The 21651-nt window shown below is 68.1% G+C and carries 18 protein-coding genes and 1 pseudogene; 11 read left to right on the top strand and 8 right to left on the bottom strand.

What is annotated here, in order from left to right; genetic code table 11:
- Nucleotides 1–33 precede the first annotated feature (33 nt).
- The 10 genes from iolC to KUM49_RS10115 all read left to right on the top strand — a co-directional run bounded on the left by iolC (nucleotide 34) and on the right by KUM49_RS10115 (nucleotide 11914).
- On the top strand, nucleotides 34–1011 hold the full coding sequence (gene iolC / locus KUM49_RS10070; protein WP_217236382.1) for a 5-dehydro-2-deoxygluconokinase: 978 nt from the start codon (nucleotides 34–36) through the stop codon (nucleotides 1009–1011).
- A 4-nt stretch (nucleotides 1012–1015) separates the two neighbouring features.
- Nucleotides 1016–1888, top strand: a complete 873-nt coding sequence (locus KUM49_RS10075) for an aldolase (RefSeq protein ID WP_217236383.1) — start codon at nucleotides 1016–1018, stop codon at nucleotides 1886–1888.
- An 11-nt stretch (nucleotides 1889–1899) separates the two neighbouring features.
- Nucleotides 1900–2757, top strand: a complete 858-nt coding sequence (gene iolB, locus KUM49_RS10080) for a 5-deoxy-glucuronate isomerase (protein ID WP_254401022.1) — start codon at nucleotides 1900–1902, stop codon at nucleotides 2755–2757.
- Nucleotides 2757–4640, top strand: coding sequence for a 3D-(3,5/4)-trihydroxycyclohexane-1,2-dione acylhydrolase (decyclizing) (gene iolD, locus KUM49_RS10085; RefSeq protein WP_217236385.1), 1884 nt, complete (start codon nucleotides 2757–2759; stop codon nucleotides 4638–4640). The genes iolB and iolD overlap by 1 nt, the downstream gene beginning before the upstream one ends.
- Before the next feature lie 29 nt (nucleotides 4641–4669).
- Nucleotides 4670–6172, top strand: coding sequence for a CoA-acylating methylmalonate-semialdehyde dehydrogenase (locus KUM49_RS10090; RefSeq protein ID WP_217236386.1), 1503 nt, complete (start codon nucleotides 4670–4672; stop codon nucleotides 6170–6172).
- A gap of 30 nt (nucleotides 6173–6202) precedes the next feature.
- The gene (locus KUM49_RS10095; RefSeq protein ID WP_217236387.1) at nucleotides 6203–7186 is read left to right on the top strand and encodes a TIM barrel protein; all 984 of its coding nucleotides are present in this window, start codon (nucleotides 6203–6205) and stop codon (nucleotides 7184–7186) included.
- 225 nt (nucleotides 7187–7411) lie between these two features.
- On the top strand, nucleotides 7412–8194 hold the full coding sequence (locus KUM49_RS10100) for a TIM barrel protein (RefSeq protein ID WP_217236388.1): 783 nt from the start codon (nucleotides 7412–7414) through the stop codon (nucleotides 8192–8194).
- Between the two features lie 95 nt (nucleotides 8195–8289).
- Nucleotides 8290–9333 carry a Gfo/Idh/MocA family oxidoreductase gene (locus KUM49_RS10105; RefSeq protein WP_217236389.1) on the top strand — a complete coding sequence of 348 codons (1044 nt, stop codon included), beginning with the start codon at nucleotides 8290–8292 and terminating at the stop codon, nucleotides 9331–9333.
- Between the two features lie 172 nt (nucleotides 9334–9505).
- Nucleotides 9506–10546, top strand: coding sequence for a LacI family DNA-binding transcriptional regulator (locus tag KUM49_RS10110; RefSeq protein WP_217236390.1), 1041 nt, complete (start codon nucleotides 9506–9508; stop codon nucleotides 10544–10546).
- A gap of 657 nt (nucleotides 10547–11203) precedes the next feature.
- Nucleotides 11204–11914 (top strand): IS701 family transposase, encoded by a 711-nt coding sequence (locus tag KUM49_RS10115; RefSeq protein ID WP_374200143.1) that lies wholly within the window; start codon nucleotides 11204–11206, stop codon nucleotides 11912–11914.
- 305 nt (nucleotides 11915–12219) lie between these two features.
- Here KUM49_RS10115 and KUM49_RS10120 read toward each other — a convergent pair whose 3' ends face one another.
- Nucleotides 12220–12945: a transposase gene (locus KUM49_RS10120; protein ID WP_217236391.1), complete on the bottom strand. Its 726-nt coding sequence runs from the start codon at nucleotides 12943–12945 to the stop codon at nucleotides 12220–12222.
- A 202-nt stretch (nucleotides 12946–13147) separates the two neighbouring features.
- Here KUM49_RS10120 and KUM49_RS10125 point away from each other — a divergent pair, with 202 nt between their 5' ends.
- Entirely contained in the window at nucleotides 13148–13306 is a 159-nt protein-coding gene (locus KUM49_RS10125) for an IS3 family transposase (RefSeq protein WP_217236392.1), read from the top strand.
- Nucleotides 13307–13480: 174 nt separating this feature from the next.
- Here the strand turns inward: KUM49_RS10125 and KUM49_RS50195 are convergent, their stop codons facing one another.
- From KUM49_RS50195 to KUM49_RS10160, 7 genes and pseudogenes are all read right to left on the bottom strand, one after another.
- Nucleotides 13481–14860 (bottom strand): PEP-utilizing enzyme, encoded by a 1380-nt coding sequence (locus KUM49_RS50195; RefSeq protein ID WP_217236393.1) that lies wholly within the window; start codon nucleotides 14858–14860, stop codon nucleotides 13481–13483.
- The gene (asnB, locus tag KUM49_RS10135; RefSeq protein ID WP_217236394.1) at nucleotides 14853–16652 is read right to left on the bottom strand and encodes an asparagine synthase (glutamine-hydrolyzing); all 1800 of its coding nucleotides are present in this window, start codon (nucleotides 16650–16652) and stop codon (nucleotides 14853–14855) included. Before asnB ends, KUM49_RS50195 begins: the two co-directional genes overlap by 8 nt.
- Nucleotide 16653: 1 nt before the next feature.
- Nucleotides 16654–17412: a PEP/pyruvate-binding domain-containing protein gene (locus tag KUM49_RS10140; RefSeq protein WP_217236395.1), complete on the bottom strand. Its 759-nt coding sequence runs from the start codon at nucleotides 17410–17412 to the stop codon at nucleotides 16654–16656.
- Entirely contained in the window at nucleotides 17409–18416 is a 1008-nt protein-coding gene (locus KUM49_RS10145) for a DUF1611 domain-containing protein (RefSeq protein ID WP_217236396.1), read from the bottom strand. The genes KUM49_RS10140 and KUM49_RS10145 overlap by 4 nt, the downstream gene beginning before the upstream one ends.
- A gap of 80 nt (nucleotides 18417–18496) precedes the next feature.
- Nucleotides 18497–19783, bottom strand: coding sequence for an alanine racemase (locus KUM49_RS10150; RefSeq protein WP_217236397.1), 1287 nt, complete (start codon nucleotides 19781–19783; stop codon nucleotides 18497–18499).
- Nucleotides 19784–20032: 249 nt separating this feature from the next.
- On the bottom strand, nucleotides 20033–21325 hold the full coding sequence (locus KUM49_RS10155; protein ID WP_217236398.1) for an MFS transporter: 1293 nt from the start codon (nucleotides 21323–21325) through the stop codon (nucleotides 20033–20035).
- Nucleotides 21319–21651 (bottom strand): annotated as a pseudogene (locus KUM49_RS10160) (hypothetical protein); the annotation flags it as partial. The pseudogene KUM49_RS10160 and the gene KUM49_RS10155, both read right to left, overlap by 7 nt.

The raw sequence follows: 21651 nt of genomic DNA on the forward strand, positions 1-21651 counted from the left end.
CCGGAGTCTCCGGAGCGAAGGGAAATCAGTGTTATGCCGTTCGAAGTGCTGACCATTGGCCGCGTGGGAGTGGATGTTTATCCACTTCAGACCGGCGTGGGGCTGGCGGAGGTCACCTCGTTCGGCAAGTATCTCGGGGGTAGCCCGACCAATGTGGCGGTGGCCGCGACCCGGTACGGGCACTCCTCGGCTGTGATCACAAAGACGGGCAGGGACCCGTTCGGGGACTTCGTCCGGCAGGCACTGGAGAGCTACGGCGTCGACAGCCGGTTCGTCGGTACGTCGGACATCGCACCGACGCCGGTGACCTTCTGCGAGATCTTCCCACCGGATGACTTCCCGCTGTACTTCTATCGGCTCCCAAAGGCCCCCGACCTGGACATCACCGCTGGTGAGCTGGACCTGGGGGCAGTACGGGACGCGGCGGTCCTCTGGGTGACGGGTACCGGGCTCAGCGAGGAGCCGAGCCGCTCGGCCACGCTAGCCGCCCTCGCTCACCGGGCCAAGGCGGGGACGACGGTCTTCGACCTGGACTGGCGGCCGATGTTTTGGGCCGACCCGAACCAGGCGCGCGGGTTCTACGCGCAGGCCCTGCGGCACACGACGGTTGCTGTGGGCAACCTTGACGAGTGCGAGGTGGCCACCGGCGAGCGTGAGCCGTATGCGGCGGCGAAGGCGCTACTGGCCGCCGGAGTGGAGCTGGCCATAGTCAAGCAGGGCCCCAAGGGAGTCCTGGCCATGGACCGGGGCGGTTCTACCGTCGAGATCCCGCCGGTTCCGGTGGAGGTCGTCAACGGGCTCGGCGCCGGAGACGCCTTCGGCGGCGCGCTGTGCCACGGCCTGCTGTCGGGCTGGGACACCCGCCGCACCGTGATCTTCGCCAACGCCGCCGGCGCCATTGTCGCGAGCCGACTTTCCTGCTCCGACGCGATGCCGACCGAGGCCGAGGTCGACGCCAAGCTCGGCGAGGCGGCCGGAACATCCACCAACGACTCCCAGCAAGAGGTGTGACGACGTGCTGTCCGAGATTGTGAGCCGGATCGTGAACGCCCGGGTGGGCGACCCCGGCGCGGTCGCGGCCGCCGCTGCGCGCCGGGTGAAGGCTCCCTCCCTGCTCGGCGAGCACGGCAAGGCGATGATCATCGCCGCCGACCACCCTGCCCGCGGCGCCAACGGCGTCGGCGGGGACCCGAATGCGATGGCGGACCGGTTCGAACTGCTGGAGCGCCTGTGCATCGCGCTGGAACGGCCCGGCGTGACCGGTGTCCTGGGAACCGCGGACATCCTCGAGGACCTGCTGCTGCTCGGCGTGCTGGACGGTAAGAGCGTCTTCGGCTCCATGAACCGGGCGGGCCTGGCCGGGTCGGTGTTCGAGATCGATGACCGGTTCACCGGCTACGACGCCGCCACGATCGCCGCGATGGGCTTCGACGGCGGCAAGATGCTCACCCGCATCGCGCTGGGCGACCCCGCCACACCGGCCGTCCTGGAGAACAGTGCCCGAGCGATCGATGAGCTGAATGACCGTCAGCTTATCGCGATGGTCGAGCCGTTCCTGTCCGCCTGGCAGGACGGGAAGATCCGCAACGATCTGTCCACCGATGCCGTCGTCAAGTCCGTCACCATCGCCTCGGGGCTCGGCCGGCGTACCGCCTACACCTGGCTCAAGCTTCCGGTGGTGGAGGACATGGGACGGGTGCTGGCCTCTTCCACCCTCCCGGCGCTGCTGCTGGGCGGCGAGGTCAAGGACGCGGACGCGGCCTTCGCCTCATGGGGCAAGGCGTTGCAGCAGCCGACCGCGCAGGGGCTCGTCGTGGGCCGGTCTCTGCTCTACCCCTCGAACGGTGACGTCGCCGGTGCGGTGGACAAGGCGGTGAGCCTGCTGTGAGTAAGTACCACCTGCCGACGGGGACTTCTTCCGATGGCACCTATGACCTCCTGGTCACGCCGGAGTCGGCGGGCTGGGGATACTCCGGCCTGAGGATCCTGACCCTCAAGCCGGGCGAGGCACACGCCGTGTCCACCGGCGACTCCGAGTTCCTGGTCCTGCCGCTGACGGGCTCCTGCACCGTCACCACGGACGGCAGCGTCTTCGAACTCACCGGTCGGACAGGCGTGTTCGCCTCGGTCACCGACTTCGCCTACCTCCCCCGCGAGTCGGAGGCCCTGATCAGCAGTGCGGCCGGCGGCCGGTTCGCACTGCCCAGCGCCCGTACCGGGCGGAGCTCACTCTCCGCCCGGTACGGGTCCAAGGAGAACGTGCCCGTGGAGCTGCGCGGTGCCGGGGCCTGCTCAAGGCAGGTGAACAACTACTGCCTGCCGGGCACCTTCGAGGCCGAGCAGCTGCTGGTCTGCGAGGTCCTCACACCCGGCGGCAACTGGTCGTCGTATCCGCCGCACAAGCACGACCAGGCCCGGCCCGGCCAGGAGTCGGAGCTGGAGGAGATCTATTACTTCGAGGTCTCCGGCGGCGAGAACGGCTTCGGCTACCAGCGGGTGTACGGGACCGCCGAGCGGCCGATCGACGTGCTGGCCGAGGTGCGTTCCGGGGACACGGTGCTGATCCCGCACGGCTGGCACGGGCCGTCCATCGCCGCGCCCGGCTACGACCTGTACTACCTCAACGTCATGGCCGGCCCCGGCCCAGACCGTGCCTGGCTGATCTGCGACGACCCCGCCCATGGCTGGGTGCGTTCGACCTGGGACGCCCAGGACATCGATGACCGGCTGCCGTTCGCGGCCGAGGAGAACCACTGATGAACACGATCAGACTGACCACCGCTCAGGCTTTGGTGCGTTTCCTGGCGAACCAGTACAGCGAGCGCGACAGCCAGGAGCAGCGCCTCATCCCCGGGGTGTGGGGCATCTTCGGGCACGGCAACGTGGCCGGCATCGGCCAGGCGCTGCTGCAAGCGGCCACGACCGGCGAGGCCGACCTGCCCTACTACCTCGCCCGCAACGAGCAGGGCATGGTCCACGCCTCGGTGGCCTACGCCAAGATGCGGGACCGGCTGGCCACTTTCGCCTGCACCGCCTCCACCGGCCCCGGCTCCACCAACATGATCAGCGGCGCGGCGCTGGCCACCACGAACCGGCTCCCGGTCCTGCTGCTGCCCTCTGACATGTTCGCCACCCGCGCCGCCGACCCGGTGCTGCAACAGCTGGAGGACACCCGCGGCGGGGACGTCACCGTCAACGACGCCTTCCGCGCCGTATCCAAGTACTTCGACCGCATCTCCCGTCCCGAGCAGCTCATCCCGGCCGCCCTCGCGGCCATGCGGGTGCTGACCGATCCGGTCGAGACAGGTGCCGTCACCCTCGCGTTGCCGCAGGACGTGCAGGCCGAGGCGTACGACTGGCCGGTGTCGTTCTTCCGGCGGCGGGTGTGGCACGTGGGCCGCCCAGTGCCGGAGGCGGCCGCCGTCGAGCGGGCCGCCCGTCTGCTGCGCAATGCCCGCAAGCCGCTGATCGTGGCGGGCGGCGGGGCCGTGTACTCCGGCGCCGAGACCGTGCTGCGCGCGTTCGCCGAAGCCACCGGGATCCCGGTCGCCGACACCCACGCCGGCAAGGGCGCCGTCCCCTGGGACCACCCCTACGCCGCCGGCGGCATCGGCTCCACCGGCTCGTATGCCGCCAACGAACTCGCCCGCGAGGCGGACGTGGTGCTCGGCATCGGCACCCGCTACTCCGACTTCACCACCGCCAGCCACACCGTCTTCGGTAATCCGGGCGTCACCTTCGTCAACCTCAACGTGGCCCGCCTGGACGCCGTCAAACACTCGGCGGAGCCGTTGGTCGCCGACGCCCGGCTCGGCATCCAGGCCCTCGCCGGAGCGCTGGACGGCTGGGAGGTCGAGGAGACCTACCGCCGTCACATCCGCCAGCTGATCGCCCGGACGCGGCAGATCGAGGACGAGTGCTTTGCTCCCGAGCGGAACACCGGTGATCTGCCCGCCCAGACGCAGATCCTCGGCGCCCTGAACGAGGTCCTCGGCGACCGTGACGTGGTCATCAACGCGGCCGGCTCCATGCCCGGCGACCTGCAGCAGCTGTGGCGCGCCAGAGACCCTAAGGCTTACCACGTCGAATACGCCTATTCCTGCATGGGATATGAGGTCGCCGCCGGTGCCGGTGCCAAGATGGCCGACCCGACCCGCGAGGTCGTCGTGCTGGTCGGCGACGGCTCGTATCTGATGATGGCCCAGGAGATCGTCACCATGGTCTCCGAGGGACTGAAGGTCATCATCGTGCTTGTCCAGAACCACGGCTTCGCGTCGATCGGTTCACTGTCGGAGTCACTCGGCAGCCAGCGCTTCGGCACCAAGTACCGCTTCCGCGACGGCGATTCGGGCCTCCTCGACGGCGACGTCCTCCCGGTCGACCTCGCCGCCAACGCTTCCTCCCTCGGCGCGGACGTCCTGCACGCCACGTCGGTGGAGGAGTTCCGGGCGGCGATGGAGAAGGCCAAGGCCGCCACCCGCACCACCGTCGTGCACGTCGAGACCGATCTCTACGGCCCCAACCCGCCCGGCCACGGCTGGTGGGACGTCCCCGTCAGCCAGACCTCCGCCCTCGACACCACGCGCTCCGCTTACGAGACGTACGCCGCTCAGAAGCAGAACCAGCGCCACTACCTGTAAGTCCCGTCCCCGCAAAGGAAACCCGCACCGTGACCACCATCCAGCACTGGATCAACGGCGCTCCCGTCCAGGGCACCGCCACCGCCACCCAGCCGGTCTTCAATCCGGCCACCGGCGCCGAGCAGGCCCAGGTCGTCCTCGGCGGCGCGGCCGACGTGGACGCCGCCGTCCAGGCTGCCTCTGCCGCCTTCGAGACCTGGTCGGAATCGTCGCTCACCCAGCGCACGCAGGTGATGTTCGCCTTCCGCCAGCTGCTCCTCGAGCACGAGGAGGAGCTGGGCCGGATCATCTCCGCCGAGCACGGCAAGACCGTCGACGACGCCCGCGGCGAGATCACCCGGGGCCGCGAGGTCGTCGAGTTCGCCTGCGGCCTCGGCGACATCCTCAAGGGCTCCTTCTCCGACCAGGTCTCGCGTGGCGTGGATGTGCACAACTTCCGCCAGCCCCTCGGCGTCGTCGCCGGCATCACCCCGTTCAACTTCCCCGCGATGGTGCCGCTGTGGATGCACCCCATGGCCATCGCCACCGGCAACACCTTCATCCTGAAGCCCAGTGAGCGCGACCCGTCGGCCGCGAACTTCGTCGCCGATCTGTACAAGAAGGCCGGCCTGCCCGACGGTGTCTTCAACGTGGTGCACGGTGGCAAGGACGCGGTCGACGCGATCCTCACCCACCCCGGCATCGAGGCCGTCTCCTTCGTCGGGTCGACTCCGATCGCCAAGTACGTGCACGAACAGGCCACCGCGCACGGCAAGCGCGTCCAGGCCCTCGGCGGCGCCAAGAACCACGCCGTCGTCCTGCCTGACGCCGACCTCGAATTCGCCGCCAACCACATCACCGCCGGCGCCTACGGCTCCGCCGGCGAGCGCTGCATGGCCGTCTCCGTCGCCGTCGCCGTCGGCGACGCCGCCGACGGACTCGTGCAGGTGCTGGAGCGCAAGGCCCGTGAGGTGAAGGTCGGCCCCGGTGACCAGCCCGGCACCGAGATGGGGCCGCTGGTCACCAAGGCCGCCCAGGAGCGCGTCGAGAGCGCGGTCGGCGTCGCCGCCACGCAGGGCGCCACCGTCGTCGTCGACGGCCGCGGTCTCAAGCTCGACGACCCGGCCTACGCCGAGGGCTTCTTCACCGGCCCCTCCCTCCTGGACCACGTCACCACCGAGATGGCGGCGTACAAGGAGGAACTCTTCGGCCCGGTGCTGGCGATCCTCCGAGTCGAGACCCTGGACGAGGCGATCAACGTCATCAACGCCAACCCCTACGGCAACGGCACCGCCCTGTTCACCGCCTCCGGTGAAGCCGCCCGCCGCTTCCAGCGCAACATCAAGGTAGGCATGATCGGCATCAACGTGCCGGTGCCCGTGCCGATGTCCTACTACTCCTTCGGCGGTTGGAAGGACTCCCTCATCGGCGACTCCCCCATCCACGGCCCCGAAGGCATCCGCTTCTACACCCGCCCCAAGGTCGTCACCACTCGCTGGCCCCAGCCCAAGCAGCAGGTCAGCGCGGGCTTCAACTTCCCCACCTCCAACTGAGTTTCCGTGCCGCTCTCCGAAGGACACACCATGGCAACGGCGCCACCCCCCTTCCGCACCACTGCGGGCAACCTCTGCCTGGGCTCGGCCCCCGACTCGTGGGGCGTCTGGTTCCCCGAGGACGAGCACCAGGTGCCGTACACCCGCTTCCTCGACGAACTCGCCCAGGCCGGCTACGAGTGGTTGGAGCTCGGCCCCTACGGCTACCTCCCCACCGACCCGCAGCGCCTCAAGGACGAACTCGACGCCCGCGGCCTGCAGGTCTCCGGCGGCACCGTCTTCGGTGCGCTGCACCGCCCCGAGGCCTGGGACGACATGCTCGCCCACGTCCGGCAGATCGCCGGCCTGACCGCCGCCGCCGACGCCCACCACCTCGTCTTCATCCCGCCCATGTACCGGGACGAGAAGACGGGCGCGTTCACCGAGTCGCCCGAGCTGACCGCCGAACAGTGGGCGGGCTTCGGCAGGGCCGCCGACCGGCTCGGCAAGCTGCTGCTCGACGAGTACGACGTACGCCTCGTCATCCATCCGCACGCCGACAGCCACATCCAGACCCAGCCCGAGATCGAACGGCTGCTGAACGAGTCCGACCCCCGCTACACCAACCTCTGCCTGGACACCGGCCACGTCGCCTACGGCGGCGGCGACAACCTCGACCTCATCCGCCGCTTCGGCGAACGCGTCGGCTACGTCCACATCAAACAGATGGACCCCGCCGTCCTGGCCCAGGTCGCCGCCGAAAGTCTCTCCTTCGGCGAGGCCGTCAAACGCGGCGTCTGCGTCTCCCCGCCCGCCGGCGTCCCCAACCCCGCCGACATCGTCACCGCACTCGCCACCCTCGACGCCGAGCTGTTCGTCATCGTCGAACAAGACCTCTACCCCTGCGCACCCGAGGTGCCGCTGCCCATCGCCGTCAGCACGCGCGAGCACCTGGCCGGCTGCGGCCTGACCGGCACCCGACGCCCGAGGCTGACGCTCCCTGCCGACGAGCAGCCGGGCAGAGCCCCCAAGTAACCAAGCCACCGGCTCGCGCGGTGGCCGGCGCATGGAGACCCCCGGCGCAGTTGACGCGCCGTGGCGGGCTTCCATGCGGTGCTGACGGCTTCCGCGCGAGATTTCTAGAACGTTACAGGCTTCATGGCCACCGGACACTTGACAGCGACTCATGGTGACTGGCGTACTGGTCAGAGTATATAGAACGTTCTAGTTCCCGGTCGTCCGGAGATGAGGAGAACCACGATGTACGCACTAGCGGTCTGTGCGGAGATGGTCTTCCGCGACCTTCCGATCGAGGAGCGGGCGCGGCGTATCCACGAGGCCGGCTTCCAGGTCGAGATCTGGGACTGGACGAAGCACGATCTCGATGCCCTCGCCCGCTCGTCCGCCGAGATCGTCTCGATGACGGGGTATGTGAGCGGCAGCCTCACCGATGACGACGGCGCCGCCGAACTGTTGCGCACGGCCGAGGAGTCACTCAAGGCGGCCGAGCACCTGGGCTGCACTCGCCTGAACCTCCACGGAACCGGTCTGGACGGCCAGGGGCTGCCCGTGGTGCCGGTCCCCGGGGAGCCCACGGGCGCGATGTGGATGGCCGCGCACCGCACACTCACACGGATTGCCGAGCTCGGCGAGAACGCCGGGGTCACCTTCACCCTGGAGAATCTCAACACCGCCGTCGATCACCCCGGGGTGCCCTTCGCGAAGGCTGCCGACACCCTGGCGCTGGTTGCCGCCGTGAACCGGCCCGGTCTGCGCATGAACCTGGACCTGTACCACGCCCAGATCGGCGAGGGGAATCTGATCGAGCTGGTGCGCCGCGCCCACGGCGCGGGACTCATCGGTGAGATCCAGGTGGCGGACGTGCCGGGCCGCTGCGAACCCGGCACGGGAGAGATCAACTACCCGGCCATCGCCCGCACCCTCGCAGACATCGGCTACGACGGCACCGTCGCCATGGAGGCATGGGCCTCCAGCGACAGCGAGGCCGCTCTGGAACGCTTCCGGGCCGCCTTCACCGTCTGACAGGAGCGGCCGCGGGATATCTGCCCGCCCTCGCGTCCGCGCACCACGGCAGCCGCCACCACCGAAGCCACGACGTAGATCACGGAGTATGTGCCATGACCTCCCCCCAGTCCCTCGCGGTCGGCCTCATCGGCGCCGGACGCATGGGCTCCTTCCACGCCGAGACCCTGGCCCGCCGCCTCCCCGGTGTACGGCTGGCCGCCATTGCCGATCCCGCACCCGGGGCCGCGAAGGCTCTGGCCGATCGTCTCGGCTGCCCCAAGACGTACACGGAGATCGGTGACCTGCTCGACGACCCCGAGATCGAGGCGGTCGTGATCGTCACGCCCGCCCGCACCCACGCCGGACTCATCGAGGCCGCAGCACGCGCCGGCAAGTCGGTCTTCTGCGAGAAGCCGATGGCCATCACCCTCGACGAAGCCGACCGCGCCATCACCGCCGCACATGAGGCGGGCGTGGCGCTCCAGGTGGGCTTCAACCGCCGCTTCGATGTCGGCTTCCGCGCCGCCCACGAGAAGATCACCGCCGGTGACATCGGCGCCCCACAGCTGCTGCGTTCCCTCACCCGGGACCCCAAACTGCACGACCCGTCGCGCATCCCGCCATGGACGATCTTCCTGGAGACGCTCATCCACGACTTCGACGTCCTGCGCTACCTCAACCCCGGCTCAGAGCCCGTCGAGGTCTTCGCCATGGCCGACGCCCTGATCCGGCCCGACTTCAAGGACCACGGACTGCTCGACACGGCCGTGGTGACGATCCGCTTCGACAACGGCGCCATCGCCACGGCGGAGGCCAACTTCCAGGCGGTGTACGGCTATGACGTCCGCGGTGAGGTCAAGGGCTCGACCGGCATGCTCACCCTGGGTGACCTGCGCAGCAGCCACCTCACGTCCTACGGTGCGGCCGGCGCTGCCGCCGAGTGCGTCAGCTACGACCAGGATCTCTTCCACGCGGCCTACGTTGCCGAACTGGCCGAGTTCACCGACAGCGTCCGGGACAAGCGTGCTCCGTCGGTGACCGGCGAGGACGCTCGGGCCGCGCTGGGCATCGCCCTCGCCTCGATCGGTTCGATCGCCACGGGCGGTGCGGTCAGCGTGGGTGACGTCAGGGAGAGCCCGGTGACAGTGCGGCCGTAGCACCGAGCACACGACGCCGACTCGGCGGCGCCTTCTCCAGCCCGAGCGGCCGCCGCCAGGGTCGTACCTCTCACGTCACCGTGCCGTTGCCGAGCCCCCTCCTGAAGCAACGCCCACATGGAACGTTCTACAATCGGTCCCCAGCAGACGAGACCGACCAGGAGAGGACAGGATGCCTGCGACCCCGGCGGTCCCGGACGGGAAGCGGCCGACGCTCGCCGACCTGGCGACGCGGGCAGGTGTGTCCACCGCGCTGGCCTCCATCGTGATGCGCGGGGCGAAGGGGGCCAGCGCCGCCACCCGCGAGCGTGTCCTGGAGGCCGCGCGGGAGATCGGCTACCGCCCGGACGCCCGGGCGAGACTGCTGCGCAGCCACCGCTCCCACCTGCTCGGCGTGCAGTTCGGCCTCCAGCATCCCTTCCACGCCGACCTGGTGGAGGGCATCTACGCCACCGCCGAACCAGCCGGATACCAGATCGCGCTGAGCGCCGTGACCGCCGAACGGGGTGAGCAGCGTGCGGTCGAAACCCTGCTCGACGACCGCTGCGAGGCGCTGATCCTGCTAGGCCCACAGGCCCCCGCCTCACGGCTGACGGAGCTCGCCGGGCAATTGCCGGTCGTCTCTGTGGCCCGCCACCTGCGGCCACCCGTCCCCGGCCTGGAGGTCGTACGGACCGCCGACGACAAGGGCGCCCGCCAGGCGGTCGACCACCTCGTGGCGCTGGGCCACCGCGCCATCGCCCACATCGACGGCGGCAAGGCACCCGGCGCAGCCGACCGGCGACGCGGCTACCGCACCGCCATGAGCCGCCACGGTCTCACCGAGCACATCCGCGTCGTGCCCGGGGGCCTCACCGAGGCAGAGGGCGCCGAGGCCGCCCAGGTTCTCGCCGCCTCCCACCCGCGCCCCACCGCGGTCCTCGCCTTCAACGACCGCTGCGCGACCGGTGTCCTCGATGTCTTCCTCCGCAGCGGCATTCCCGTCCCCGGCGCCATCTCCGTCGTCGGCTTCGACGACAGCCATCTGGCCCGCCTGGCCCATATCGACCTCACCACCGTCGGGCAGGACATCCCCCGCCTCGCCCACCTCGCCGTGGACCGGGCCATCGCACGCCTGGACGGTCGCGACACCGGTACCGGGGAACAGGTGGTGGCTCCACACCTCGTGGTCCGGGGGACGACGGCCCCGCCCTCTACCGCACCGGCCACCTGAGCGTCGTCTGGGCCATCCTCGCACCGCACACAGTCCCACGCGCCTCCAACTACCTGAGGAATGGGGTACAACGGCGAACTCGGCGACTTTCTCCGCTCCCGTCGCCCCCTCCTCACCCCGAACACCGCCGGACTGCCACTGGGCGCGGGGCGCGCCGGGTGCCCAAGCCGTGAGGAGGTCGCGCCCCTGGCGTGTGTCACCACCCGCTACACCTGCCTGGAGCAGGGCCGCCACCCGCACCTCTCCGAAGCCGTCCCTCCGTCCCCCACGCCCTGCGTCTCGACGACGAACGCGGCTACCTCTTCGTCCTCACCCGCCCCGCGTCCCACCGCCCCGTAGCGCCGACGCACGCCCCGAGCGGAGCGGACCCGGTCCGCGGCCCGCCAGAGGCTGGAGTTCACCGCGCTTCGAGGCATTCCCGGTGACCAGGTGCGTGCTCGGCGGACGCGGCACGGAGCAAGAAGTGCCCGACACAGTCATCACTTCCTTTTGCCAGGTTTGCCGAGGCGTGACAAAACGGCCTGCCGGACATGTCCACTGTCACCTCGCAGACACTCCCCACGTCGCCTTCCGGCTGGCCCAGTCGCACCTAGGGACTTTCGTTTGGATCATCGTGCGGACCAAAGAAAGATGCCTGCGATGTAGAGCGATTGCTATCTGCGGGGGCTGATGCTGGACGGCCGACGCAAGTCGATCCAGCCGATGGCGCAGCGGCTGCCGGACGGGAACATGCAGGCCCTGGAGCAGTTCGTCAACCAGTCGCCGTGGCAGTGGACGCCGGTGCGGCGGCGGATCGCCGAGCGGCTGGTCCAGGTCGTCAAGCCCGAGGTGTGGGTCATCGACGACGTCGCGTTTCCCAAGTGCGGGCGGGCGTCGGTGGGGGTGGCCCGGCAGTACTGCGGGGCACTGGGGAAGCGGGCAACCTGCCAGGTCGCCGTCAGTGTGCATGCGGCCACGGATACCGCCTCCTGCCCACTGGAATGGGAATTGTTCCTACCCGAGGAATGGGCGCACGACACCCGGCGTCGCACGGCTGCGGGCGTGCCCGATGAGGTGGGGCATGTGCCCAAGCCCCGCCTGACCCTGGGGCTGCTGGAGAGGCTGGCGGGTTGGCTTCCGTCGGTGCCGGTGATTGTGGCCGACTGCGGTTACGGCCGCAGTGTCTGCTTCCGCCTGGCCCTGGAGGAACGCGGCTGGTCCTACATCGTCGCTGTCGAGCCCAAGGAGATCGCCCGCCCGGCCGGTGCCAAGCCGGAGCTGCCGCCCTACCAGGGATGGGGCCCGCCCACGTTGCCGCGCTATCGCGAGCCGGCCCGCCCCCTGCACCAACTGATCGATGCGCACACCCGCTTCGAGGACGTCACCTGACGAGAGGGCAGCAGGGCTCAGTCATCCACCGCCCTCGAGTCCGCGAACGGCATCTCCAAGATCCCCGCCAGAACGGCCGCTGCCGATGGTGTACGCCCACGGGCAACCTCGGACGCGGCGCCAGCGGAGAACTTCAGCCTGGCAGGCGGTAAGTTCTCGATCTTGAGTTGGAGCCGCCATCGCCGCGAAGTCGCAGTCGACGGCGTTTCCAGTGCTCGCGGCGAAGTGCCAACTGCCGCATCACGGCTCGGCCGTCATCCTGATCCCACAGAATCACGGTGCCAACTATCCTCGGTATGTGACAACTAACGTCTGTGGTCACACCAGGCCACCTCCTGCACCCCGCCCATGACCGTCCGCTGAAACTGCTGCAGCCACACTGTCCGCAGGATGCCGATGGCGGGCACCTCCCGCAGCCAGTCGGGAGCCGCTGACGCGAAGGCCGCCTCAAGGAACAGGTAGCCGTCGGCTGCAATGCGCCAGGTGAGCTGGGTCCGCTCGTTCTCATCACTTGGCGGCCGGTAGGAGTCCATTCGTGCCCCGTACTGTTTCTGCCAGGCCGGGGGCATCCAGGACCCGAGCCACTGGGGGGCGGTGACGGCGACTGCCTCCAGCGCGGCCCGCAGCGTCTCGCCGACGAACTCCAGGCGGTTGAGGTCCCTCACCGCGGCAAGCACGTGCGTGGAGTCGGTGCGCTGCCGGCCCCGGCCTGCCACCAGCCCCAGCTCCGTGAGCCGTTCCAGCAGCAGATCCAGAATCTCCTCCTCCAGACTGTGGGCCAGGAGACGGTCGCGGAACCCTGTCAGCACGGTGAAATCGAAGCCCGGGTCTGTCAGATCGAGGCCAAGCAGGTACTTCCAATCGATTCTCGCGCGCACCGCGTGGGCCGCCTGGCGGTCGGTCAGGGTCTCCGCGAACTGCAGCACGCTGACCAGCGCCAGCTGGCCCGGAGCGACACCGGGGCGGCCACGCACGCCGAACGCGGACCTGAAGACCTCGTCGTCGAACAGCGGACCGAGCGCGTCCCGCACCCGCATCGCCAGACACCCCTTGGGAAACGCTGCCGAAGCCACCACCCGTGTTCCCTCGGGCACATCCCGACCCGAGTCCGCCCGCATCGACACCCAACCCCTCCGTCCCGAGATCGAGGCGGGCTCACGACCCAAGCCCCCCCGACCTCAGGCTCCACCCCTCAACCACCCACCAAGGCGGAGATCAGAGGCATTCACCCAATTGGGCAACGGGGTCATCGAGACCTTCTACAACCCTCGCCGCATCCAGAAACGACTCGGCTACCTCAGCCCGATCGAGTACGAGGAGAAGCACTACGCCATCCAGGCAACGACCGAACAAGTGAAGCTGAAACCACGTCAGACCGCCCTGACCAGCTAGTCAGCCACCCCGCACAGCGGGGGAACCTCATGGGGCGGGGAGACTCATACGCAGCGGCCGTTCTCTTGAGCTTTGTGACTCGACATCTCGAAGCGTGGAGAACGGCCGCGTCCGCTGTCCCAGGAAGAACCGCAGATCAGCAGGTCGAGTGACAGGCGAGGTTAAACGCCAAGCTCAGTGCGTAATCCGGACCCAGCCCTCGGAAGCATTGAGAAGCACCCTGTCACCGTCACGCAGCAGCTTGGTCCCCACACGGGAACCGATGAGAGCAGGCAGTCGCATCTCGCGGGCAATGATGCTGGCGTGGCCGGTCAGGCCGCCCTCGTCCACCACCAGACCAGCGCACCGGCTGAGGACGGGGACGAAGTCCGGGGTGGTTTGCGGTACGACCAGCACGGTGTTCGCGTCAACGAGGTGACTCTTGTTCTCCAGGGACTCGTTCCAGTCGATGACGACGACGATCCCCTCTACCAGACCCGGATAGCCGGTGCTTCCGCTCAACGGTCGGTCGCCCAGTGGCTGGAGGGGACTGAGGTGACGTTCGCGCGTAGCCTCATCAGTGCCGTTGTAGTAGAGCTCAACGAAGCCGCCGGTGCTGAGGAGGACATAGCAGGAGCGGTCTTCATCCTCCAATGGTTCCTGGTCTACCTCTTGAGTGATCAGCCCGGCGCTTTGCGGACCCAGCAGGACGCGATACTGCTCCATCAGGTACCAGAGCTTCAGCCATGTCTGCTTGGTCATGAAGCGGTGGTAGGCCAGCTCCCGGGCGCGTTCGGCCCACTCCATCACCGACTGTGGGCCGCGAAGCGGTGACGGCATGGGCGGAACGCGGCCGTCGGCGATGTCCCGCAGCCGCTGTGCCTGTTCAGCGGTTTGATCGGCTGAGCGTCGGTCCGCCTCAAGGCGGGCGCGGAGTTCGCTTTCGGTGGTTGGCTGCTTGGAGTCCCCGGCCGTCAGACAGCGCCAGGTACCCAAGTGACCTTGTAGCCGTTGCTCGGTGAGCTCGGCAGGCGCCGTGAGCACCTGCTCGAACCAGTCGAGACGTTCCTGCAGCACAAGGGGCAGTCGGCGTGGGCGCAGCAGCCAGTCCAGCGCCTCGTCGCGTTCCTGGTCGCCGAGATCGAGCGTGTCCAGGGCTTCGGCCAGCTCCCGCTCGACCGCTGCGGTCAGGTGCGGCTGGCTGCACAGGTGCAGGCCGATGGCCTCGTGGAAGAGCGGCTCGATCTTGTTCAGTTCAGTGATGGGGTCGTCGCCCGGCGTCGGGTGCCAGGGCAAGGTCTCCACCTGCCGGCTCAGGGCCTCGATGTCGCGGAAGTACGCCATCAGGCGTTCCCGGTCGGCGTAAAACGCCCGTGCCAAGGGGGCCAGACGGTCAATCTCGCGTCGATCGAGGTGAAATCCGAAGCCGTGGACGTCGCACGAGGCGATCCAGTCGTTCTCTTGGTCGCCGAGCCGGTCACGGACCAGGTTCTTGGCGTAGACCTCGTGGAGCAGGTGATGACACCAGTAGTAGTCGAGCTGGGGGGATTCCCACTGGAGGACGAAGTCAGGCACGGTTCACCTCGTTGAAGCGCCAGGTGCTCAGGATCTGCAGCATGGCCTCGCCGGGGTTTGCGTAGAAGGTTCCGGCCTCGCAGGGCTCCAGTAGACGCTTCAGCTCATGGGGCAAGTACAGGGACTGGACGAGTCCGTCTTCGACCAATTCGGACAGGTGCTGGGCGTACAGTCGGCGCAGTGAACCGTTGTCGTGCCTCGGCTTGGGCAATGGGGCTTTCTGACGGCGCACTACATCCCTGGGAAGCAGGTCGGCGAAGGCGCCCTTGAGTACGGCTTTGCCGGTGCTTCCGTCCCCGATGTGCTCGGCCGCGCGGATACGCAGGGCCGTCTCAGCCACTTTGTGGTCGACGAACGGGACACGTACCTCGACGCTGTGCCTCATCGAGAGCGCGTCCTCGAACTCGAGGATCGCGCCCAGGCACGTGCGTACCAGATGCAGGGAGAGTTTGCGGCCGGGCTCGCCCGTTGGGTCTCCGCCCTCGACGTCGTCGAATACCTCGTTCGCGAGGTCGGGGAGTCGCACCTCGTGTTCTGGGCGCAGGATTCCCCTCAGGGGCGATGACGACCAGCGCCCATCGAAGTAGCTTCGGTAGGAGTTCCTGTGGTGTGGCTCCTGGTAGAGATTGGTGAACCAGTTCCAAATTTTCGGGTAGTAGCCATACCACATCTCGTCCGCACCCTGGCCGTTGATGAAGACACGGATGCCGTGCGCGGCGACCGTGCTGTAGATCTCGTCCCAGAGCCGGACGCGTTCGTCGTAGAGCGGGCTGCCCAGGGTGGTGACGCACCGGTCGATCCGGTCGATGGTCCACGGGCGCAGTCTGTCGAGGACGATGTGCCGGCCGCGCAGCCCGACGAGACTCTGCGCAAGTAGCCGGGCGTAGTGCCCGTCTTCCCCGTACTCCATGCTGTCCGAGCCCAGGTCCACCGTGAACGCGGTGATGTTCTCATGGAGTTCGGCCGCCAGTGTGGTGAGGAGAGAGGAATCGAAGCCCCCGGAGAGGGCGAAGGCAAGTGGTGCGTCCGAGACGATGTGCTCGCGCACGGTCCGTCGAAGCAGCTCGTGCAGGTCCTGGGGACCGCTGCCGTCCTGAGCGGCGCTCAGCAGGTCGTAGTAGCGGCGATGCTTGGCGTGGTGGCCATGCCTCCAGGTCAAGACGCTTCCTGGAGCGAGGGCCTGTATGGGGCTGAAGGCGGTCCGCTCCGGCTGGAAGCCGATGAAGGGATCGAGGAGGATCTTGCGGGTTAGCACGTCATGGTCGATGCTGCGACGAAGAGCCGGATCGATGCACGTCAGAGAGGTAATGTCGCTGGCGAAGAGGAGCCGCTCCGCACTGTGGTGGTAGTACAGGGGCTTGATACCGAACCGGTCCCTCGCGAGGTGCACGCTGCCGTCCGCGTGGTCGTACGCGGCGATCGCGAACATGCCCTCCAACCGGGCGATCGCGTCCGCGAAACCCCAGGTGCGGATAGCCTCGGTCACCACCTCGGAGTCGCCCGTCGTGAGGAATCTCCGACCCAGCGCCTGCAGGTGTCCGCGCAGGTGGTCGGCGTTGTAGATCTCCCCATTGAACAACACGGTGACAGTGCCGCGCGACAGCGGCTGATCGGCCACCGGGGAGAGGTCGCGGATGGAGAGCCGGGCGAAACCCATGCGCACTGAGAAGCCGTCGGACGTGAACTCGGCCTCGCGCAGCGCGTTCGGCCCACGATGTCGCATCCTCCGAAGTGCCTCGGGTAGCCGTTCCAGCAGACAAGCGTCGCCTGCCACCCCTACCAGGCCACACATGTCAGGCACTCCTTGCTTCGTCGGGCACGACTGTCATGGGCCGGGCCTGGAGTAGGTAGAGGGTGTCGCCGTCGTAGGCGAACTCGATGTCGACGTGGCAGCCCATTCGGTCTTGCACGTCGAGCAGCAGCCGTTCGATGCCGCCAATCTCCCTCCGGGTCAGCTTGCGGGCACTCTGCCGCAGCAGCGGAACAGCGGTCATGCGGGTGCCGTGGCTACCGGTGACGAGCTGTCTGCTCTGGTGGTGCACCTCATAGGAGGTGACAGCCCCGCTCTCAGGGTCGATGACTACACGGTCGCCGTCGATGGATCCGCTGACCAGAAGTTCACCGAGCCCACGAACGACCTCGATGACCCGGCCCCGTTCACCCGGGACGGGGTGGCAGGAGAAGGCCACACCCGCGATCCTCGGGCGGAGCATGGTTTGCACGATCACGTCCATCCGGACGCCGTTCCGTGGAATGCCGATGCGGCCAAGGTAGGTGCGAGATCGTTTGCTGTCCGCGGACGCCCGGACCGTCCGAACCGCCTGTGCGACGTCCTCGCGTCTCACCCCGAGCATCGTGTCGAACAGGCCGGCGAAGCTGTGCTCGCTCCCGTCTTCGCAGTCGGCGGAGCTGCGCACCGCGAAGAGGTCACCGGGCAGGGCGTTCAGAGCCTGTGGGTCGACGAGCTCCCCATGCCGGACCACCGTCCATGCTGGAACGGGCGCGGACAGGGCCCAGGACTCGAGGAGGGCCAGGTTCTCAGCCTTGCTCACGGCTGCTCCGGGAGACGAGCCATGACCTCGGCGGTCAGCAGTGTGTCGGCTCCCTCACGTACGGGGTCGGCCACGGGCAGGCCGGTGATGGCGGACAGTTTCTCCTTCTCCGCCAGGTACTCCTCTTCGCTGACGCGGGTGGAGTCAAGACTGACCGCGATGCAGGAGGAGTCGATACCGAAGACGGTGGCAAGCCGGTCGTAGGCTTCGATGGCCTGCGGAACCGAGGGGACCTGCCAGTCGAAGCCGAGATGCTTCTCTTGGCCCACGCGCGCGCAGAGGACGTACGCCTGCGGGGCCACCGTGTGGAAGAGGGAAGCGGCCAGTCCGGAGTAGCTGGGATGGAAGATCGACCCCTGGCCCTCGACAATCACCACCTTCCCCGTGCTGTCAACGTCCATCAGCATCTGCTCGATGTGGCCGGGAACGAAATCCACCGGTATGGAGTCCAGCACGCGGCCCTGCCCTGCGATCAACATGCCGGTCTGTCCCGTCGCCAGCCACTCCACCTTTCCTCGGTGCTGCCGCAAGCCGTTGTACAGCTGACAGGTCGCGGTCATCTTGCCGACCGCATGGGAGGTGCCGACGGTGAGGATGCGGTACGAGGCGAGCGGGTGGCCCTGGGCGATGGGGCGCTCCCCGGTGCGCAGGTGCCGCAGGTTGACCACACCGGGCAGCTCGAGTTCCTGATGCAGTCCGTTGATGATGCGAACGCCCGGGCCGGCAGCCGAGGCAAGGTCTGCGTACTGCCTCTCGGTCAGACCGCCCCCGATCGGCGCGAATCCGATGACGAGGTCGTACTCGTCCGGGACGTCGTCGAGCGTGGCGACCACGGGCGCGTCACACGTGACCGCCGGAACAATGTCCTGCGCGCGGGCCCCGCCGTGCTTGGTGTCCCAGACACTGTGGACGCGTTCCGGCGCGAACCGCACGATCCCGTAGGCGGTCTTGGCCATGTCGGCGTCGCCGAGGCTGGTGCCGGTGTAGATCACGAGAGGTCTCATGGGAGGGGTCTCCTTGCATGGTGATGGGAAGGCAGGAGGTAAGTAGTACGGGGAGGAGGAGAGCCAGTCGCGCGGTTCCGTCAGAAATCCGTGGTCACGGCCCCTACGGTGAGATAGTCGTCGTCGACCATCGGCAGGTAACGCCACTTGTCGAATGCCGTACACGGGTGTGAGATCCCGCATCCCACCCACTGCCCGGGTACCAGCTCCGTTTCACGGGGCACCGACAGGTAGGCGTGCTGGTCGTTAAGGGCGGTGACGGTGCAGCCGGTGGCGGGGCGTGGCGCGGTGCCGTCGAGATCGCGGATCGTTTGCGGAACCGGAAGATCCTGGTCGTACGGTGCGTCGCGGCGGCCGAAGTCGAGGATGGCCAGCTCCGGCTCCGGGCGGGACAGTACACGGCCCCACAGTTCAAGGGCCGGACGCAGCCGGAAGGTGCTGCTCGGCTCGGCGCAGACCGAACTGCGGGCGTACATGCCGTGGTCATGGCTGACATATCCGCCGGGACGGATCAGGAGTTGGCGGTCCTGCCGCGTTCCGTACCGTGCGCACAAATGCTCGGTGACCACGTCGAAGAAGGCTCCACCCAGGCTGATCAGCACCCGTTCGACGGCGAAGAGGCCCTCCAGCCCGATCGCCTGGGCGGTGTTTTCCAGCAGATCGCAGAACGAGGCGACCGCAGTGGTGGTGTCCGAGGCGCGGTCGCATCCGATCACGCCCTCATAACCCGCCAGACCGACCAAGCACAACCCGGGCAAGGCGGCAACAGTGCGGGCGACGGCCACCGCTTCGGCGACACTGCGGCAACCGGCCCGGCCCTTGGCCGGCGCCATCTCCAGCAGGACCGGCAGCACCACTCCGGTACCGGCAAGTGTGAGGCGCTCATCGAGAAGTTCGGCCCCGGCGGCTGAGTCGACGTAGCACATGAAGCCGTGCTCCGGGTGGGCCCGCAAATCGTCGGCGACCCATTCGATGGCGGCGGTGTCGACCAGTTGATTGGCGAGCAGCACGTTGGCCACGCCGAATGAGCGCAGGCTGCGCACCTGGGCCACGGTGGCCGCACTCGCGCCCCAGGCGCCAGCTTGCAACTGACGGGTCACCAGTTCTCGGGACATCGCGGTCTTCGCGTGCGGCGCGAGGAGAACTCCGTGCCGGCGGCTGTAGGCAGCCATCTCCGCGATGTTGTGGTCCAGCGCGCCACGGTTGATCAGCATGATCGGGGACAGCAATGCGCCACCGAAGAGGAAAATGCCGTCGTCCGCGACGACGAGGCCGCGGCCGGGCGCCGACTTGAAGTGAAAGGGGTTGGTGCGCTGCGCCCGTGCGGACGCTTCGACGGTGGGTGCGGTTGCGGAAGTGAGGCTCATCAAGGTCTCTCAAGCGAGGCGGAGTCACACGTCGGATGTCGGGTCTCAGCGGGTGTGGAGACGTGATGGGGCGCATTACTCGGGTGTGAGCCATGAGCGCGGCGACGACGTCGGGAAGCCACAGCCTGTCAGTGAGGGAGTCAGCAGGACGGGGTGGTGCCTTGCCGATCGGCTGTCATCGCAGGTGAGGCAGCGGACGTCCGGTCCGGACATGCGCATGCCTAGAACAGCGGAAGAGATGAACGGAAGTCAGGTGGTGGTTTCGGTGGGTTTCAGGCCGGTCGTTGCCCGTGTGGCGCGGTCGCCGAGAGCAGTCAGAGCCGCCCGTGCCGACCAGAGAGCGGCGATCGAAGCCAGGGCGAAAAGGGACGCGAGGATCGCCCACCCGCCAGCACGCAGCGGCAGGAGCATCGTGACCAGCAGGGTGGGACCCACGATCTTCTGCGCGGTCACTCCCATGCTGAACGCCCCGAGGTAGTGTGCTCTGGCTGCCGCTGGTGCCATGGCGTAGGACAGTTCCCAACTCGCGACTGAGTGAAGGTTCTCGGCGAAGGTCAGGGCTATCACCGCGGTCAGGGCCGCCGCAGCCGAGGCCCAGACGGGCACTGACTCGGCCGTTGCGAACAGCCCGCAGGCGGCAACCATCAGTGCCGCAGTCCACGGAATCACACGCAGAGAAGCAGGTGCGCCGGAAACTCGCCGGGAAAGCGACACCTGAAGGATCACGGTCAGTACGGTATTGAAGCCCAGTAGCACCGGAAGCAGAGCGGTGGGCAGTTCCGTCCGCTGGACGAGCCAGATCGAAAGCAGGACCGTAATGGCCGTGTCGTAAAGCATCAGGACGCCATTAGAGATGGTGAACAACATGAATCGCAGATTGCGGATCGGAGATCCGGCCGGAGGAGCGACTTGTTTTTTCGCAGGCATCACCACGTGGCCAGCGGACGTACTCGTCGCGCGCGCGACCAAGCCGGCCAAGACCACGTAGGAAACGCCGTCGGTGAGGAAAACGGCGTCATACGCGGCCTTTGAATGAGAAGCCAGCACCAGGGCGGCGAAAAACAGTCCACCGGTGATACCGATGTTGCGGACCGCTCGAATGGAACTTAGGGCGTGGGTCCTATCGGTGTCGCTGCAGGCTCCTGCGACGATCACCTGAAAGAGCGGGGAACAGGCCCGGTCCGCCGCGTAGAGCAGGCACGTCAGCACCGCGTAGGACCGCACACTGTCGACGACGGTGTAGCAGGCGTACCCGACACCGCGCAGAAGCACCAGGGGAATATAGACCCGCACCGCTCCAAAACGGTCCGCGAGCCGACCCGCAGGCACCGGGCTCAGCAGGCCGCACAACGCGGCGACTGACAGGACGACGGCCACCTGAGAGGCCGGAAAGTCCAGGACGCTGACGAAGTAGAGTGTCGACGAGGCTCCGAACAGGCCGGAGCCGAACGAGTCGACGAGGGCTCCGGCCACCAGCAGGCGTCCGGCCCGGCCTGCGGGGATCACCGCGGTGGCCACCCGAGTCGCGAGTGACTTCAGCACGGCGTCCGCTTCACCCGGCGGGCGCCCTCGATCTCAACGGTCACTCGCGACGAGAACCACTCGGCCGTCTCCGCGAGAAGGTCCGCCGTCGTCCTCTCGTCGGGCCCCGCCACGACGATGCGCCCGGCGCGGGTGTTGGAGTCCGTCGTGGCGTCGCCCATCACATCGCCCACGCCGACCTTCAGCTCGGCATGCACGACGCCCGGCCGTGCGGCGATCTCCTCCAGGGTGGGCATGCTCTCGATGACGCCGGCCTGAGCGGTCAGGTGAACGAAGCCCAAGGTGCCACCCTCGGTGGGGTGTTTGGGGGGTGCGGGGGTGTTGAG

Origin of the sequence: Streptomyces sp. AC555_RSS877 (assembly GCF_019049245.1) — a bacterium.
Lineage (GTDB): Bacteria > Actinomycetota > Actinomycetes > Streptomycetales > Streptomycetaceae > Streptomyces.

What these genes read in the sequence shown, in the direction of transcription:
- iolC (WP_217236382.1), top strand. Translation starts at nt 34, where the DNA reads ATGCCGTTCGAAGTGCTGACCATTGGCCGCGTGGGAGTGGATGTTTAT.
- iolD (WP_217236385.1), top strand. Translation starts at nt 2,757, where the DNA reads ATGAACACGATCAGACTGACCACCGCTCAGGCTTTGGTGCGTTTCCTG.
- KUM49_RS10095 (WP_217236387.1), top strand. Translation starts at nt 6,203, where the DNA reads ATGGCAACGGCGCCACCCCCCTTCCGCACCACTGCGGGCAACCTCTGC.
- KUM49_RS10100 (WP_217236388.1), top strand. Translation starts at nt 7,412, where the DNA reads ATGTACGCACTAGCGGTCTGTGCGGAGATGGTCTTCCGCGACCTTCCG.
- KUM49_RS10105 (WP_217236389.1), top strand. Translation starts at nt 8,290, where the DNA reads ATGACCTCCCCCCAGTCCCTCGCGGTCGGCCTCATCGGCGCCGGACGC.
- KUM49_RS10110 (WP_217236390.1), top strand. Translation starts at nt 9,506, where the DNA reads ATGCCTGCGACCCCGGCGGTCCCGGACGGGAAGCGGCCGACGCTCGCC.
- asnB (WP_217236394.1), bottom strand. Translation starts at nt 16,652, where the DNA reads ATGTGTGGCCTGGTAGGGGTGGCAGGCGACGCTTGTCTGCTGGAACGG.
- KUM49_RS10145 (WP_217236396.1), bottom strand. Translation starts at nt 18,416, where the DNA reads ATGAGACCTCTCGTGATCTACACCGGCACCAGCCTCGGCGACGCCGAC.
- KUM49_RS10150 (WP_217236397.1), bottom strand. Translation starts at nt 19,783, where the DNA reads ATGAGCCTCACTTCCGCAACCGCACCCACCGTCGAAGCGTCCGCACGG.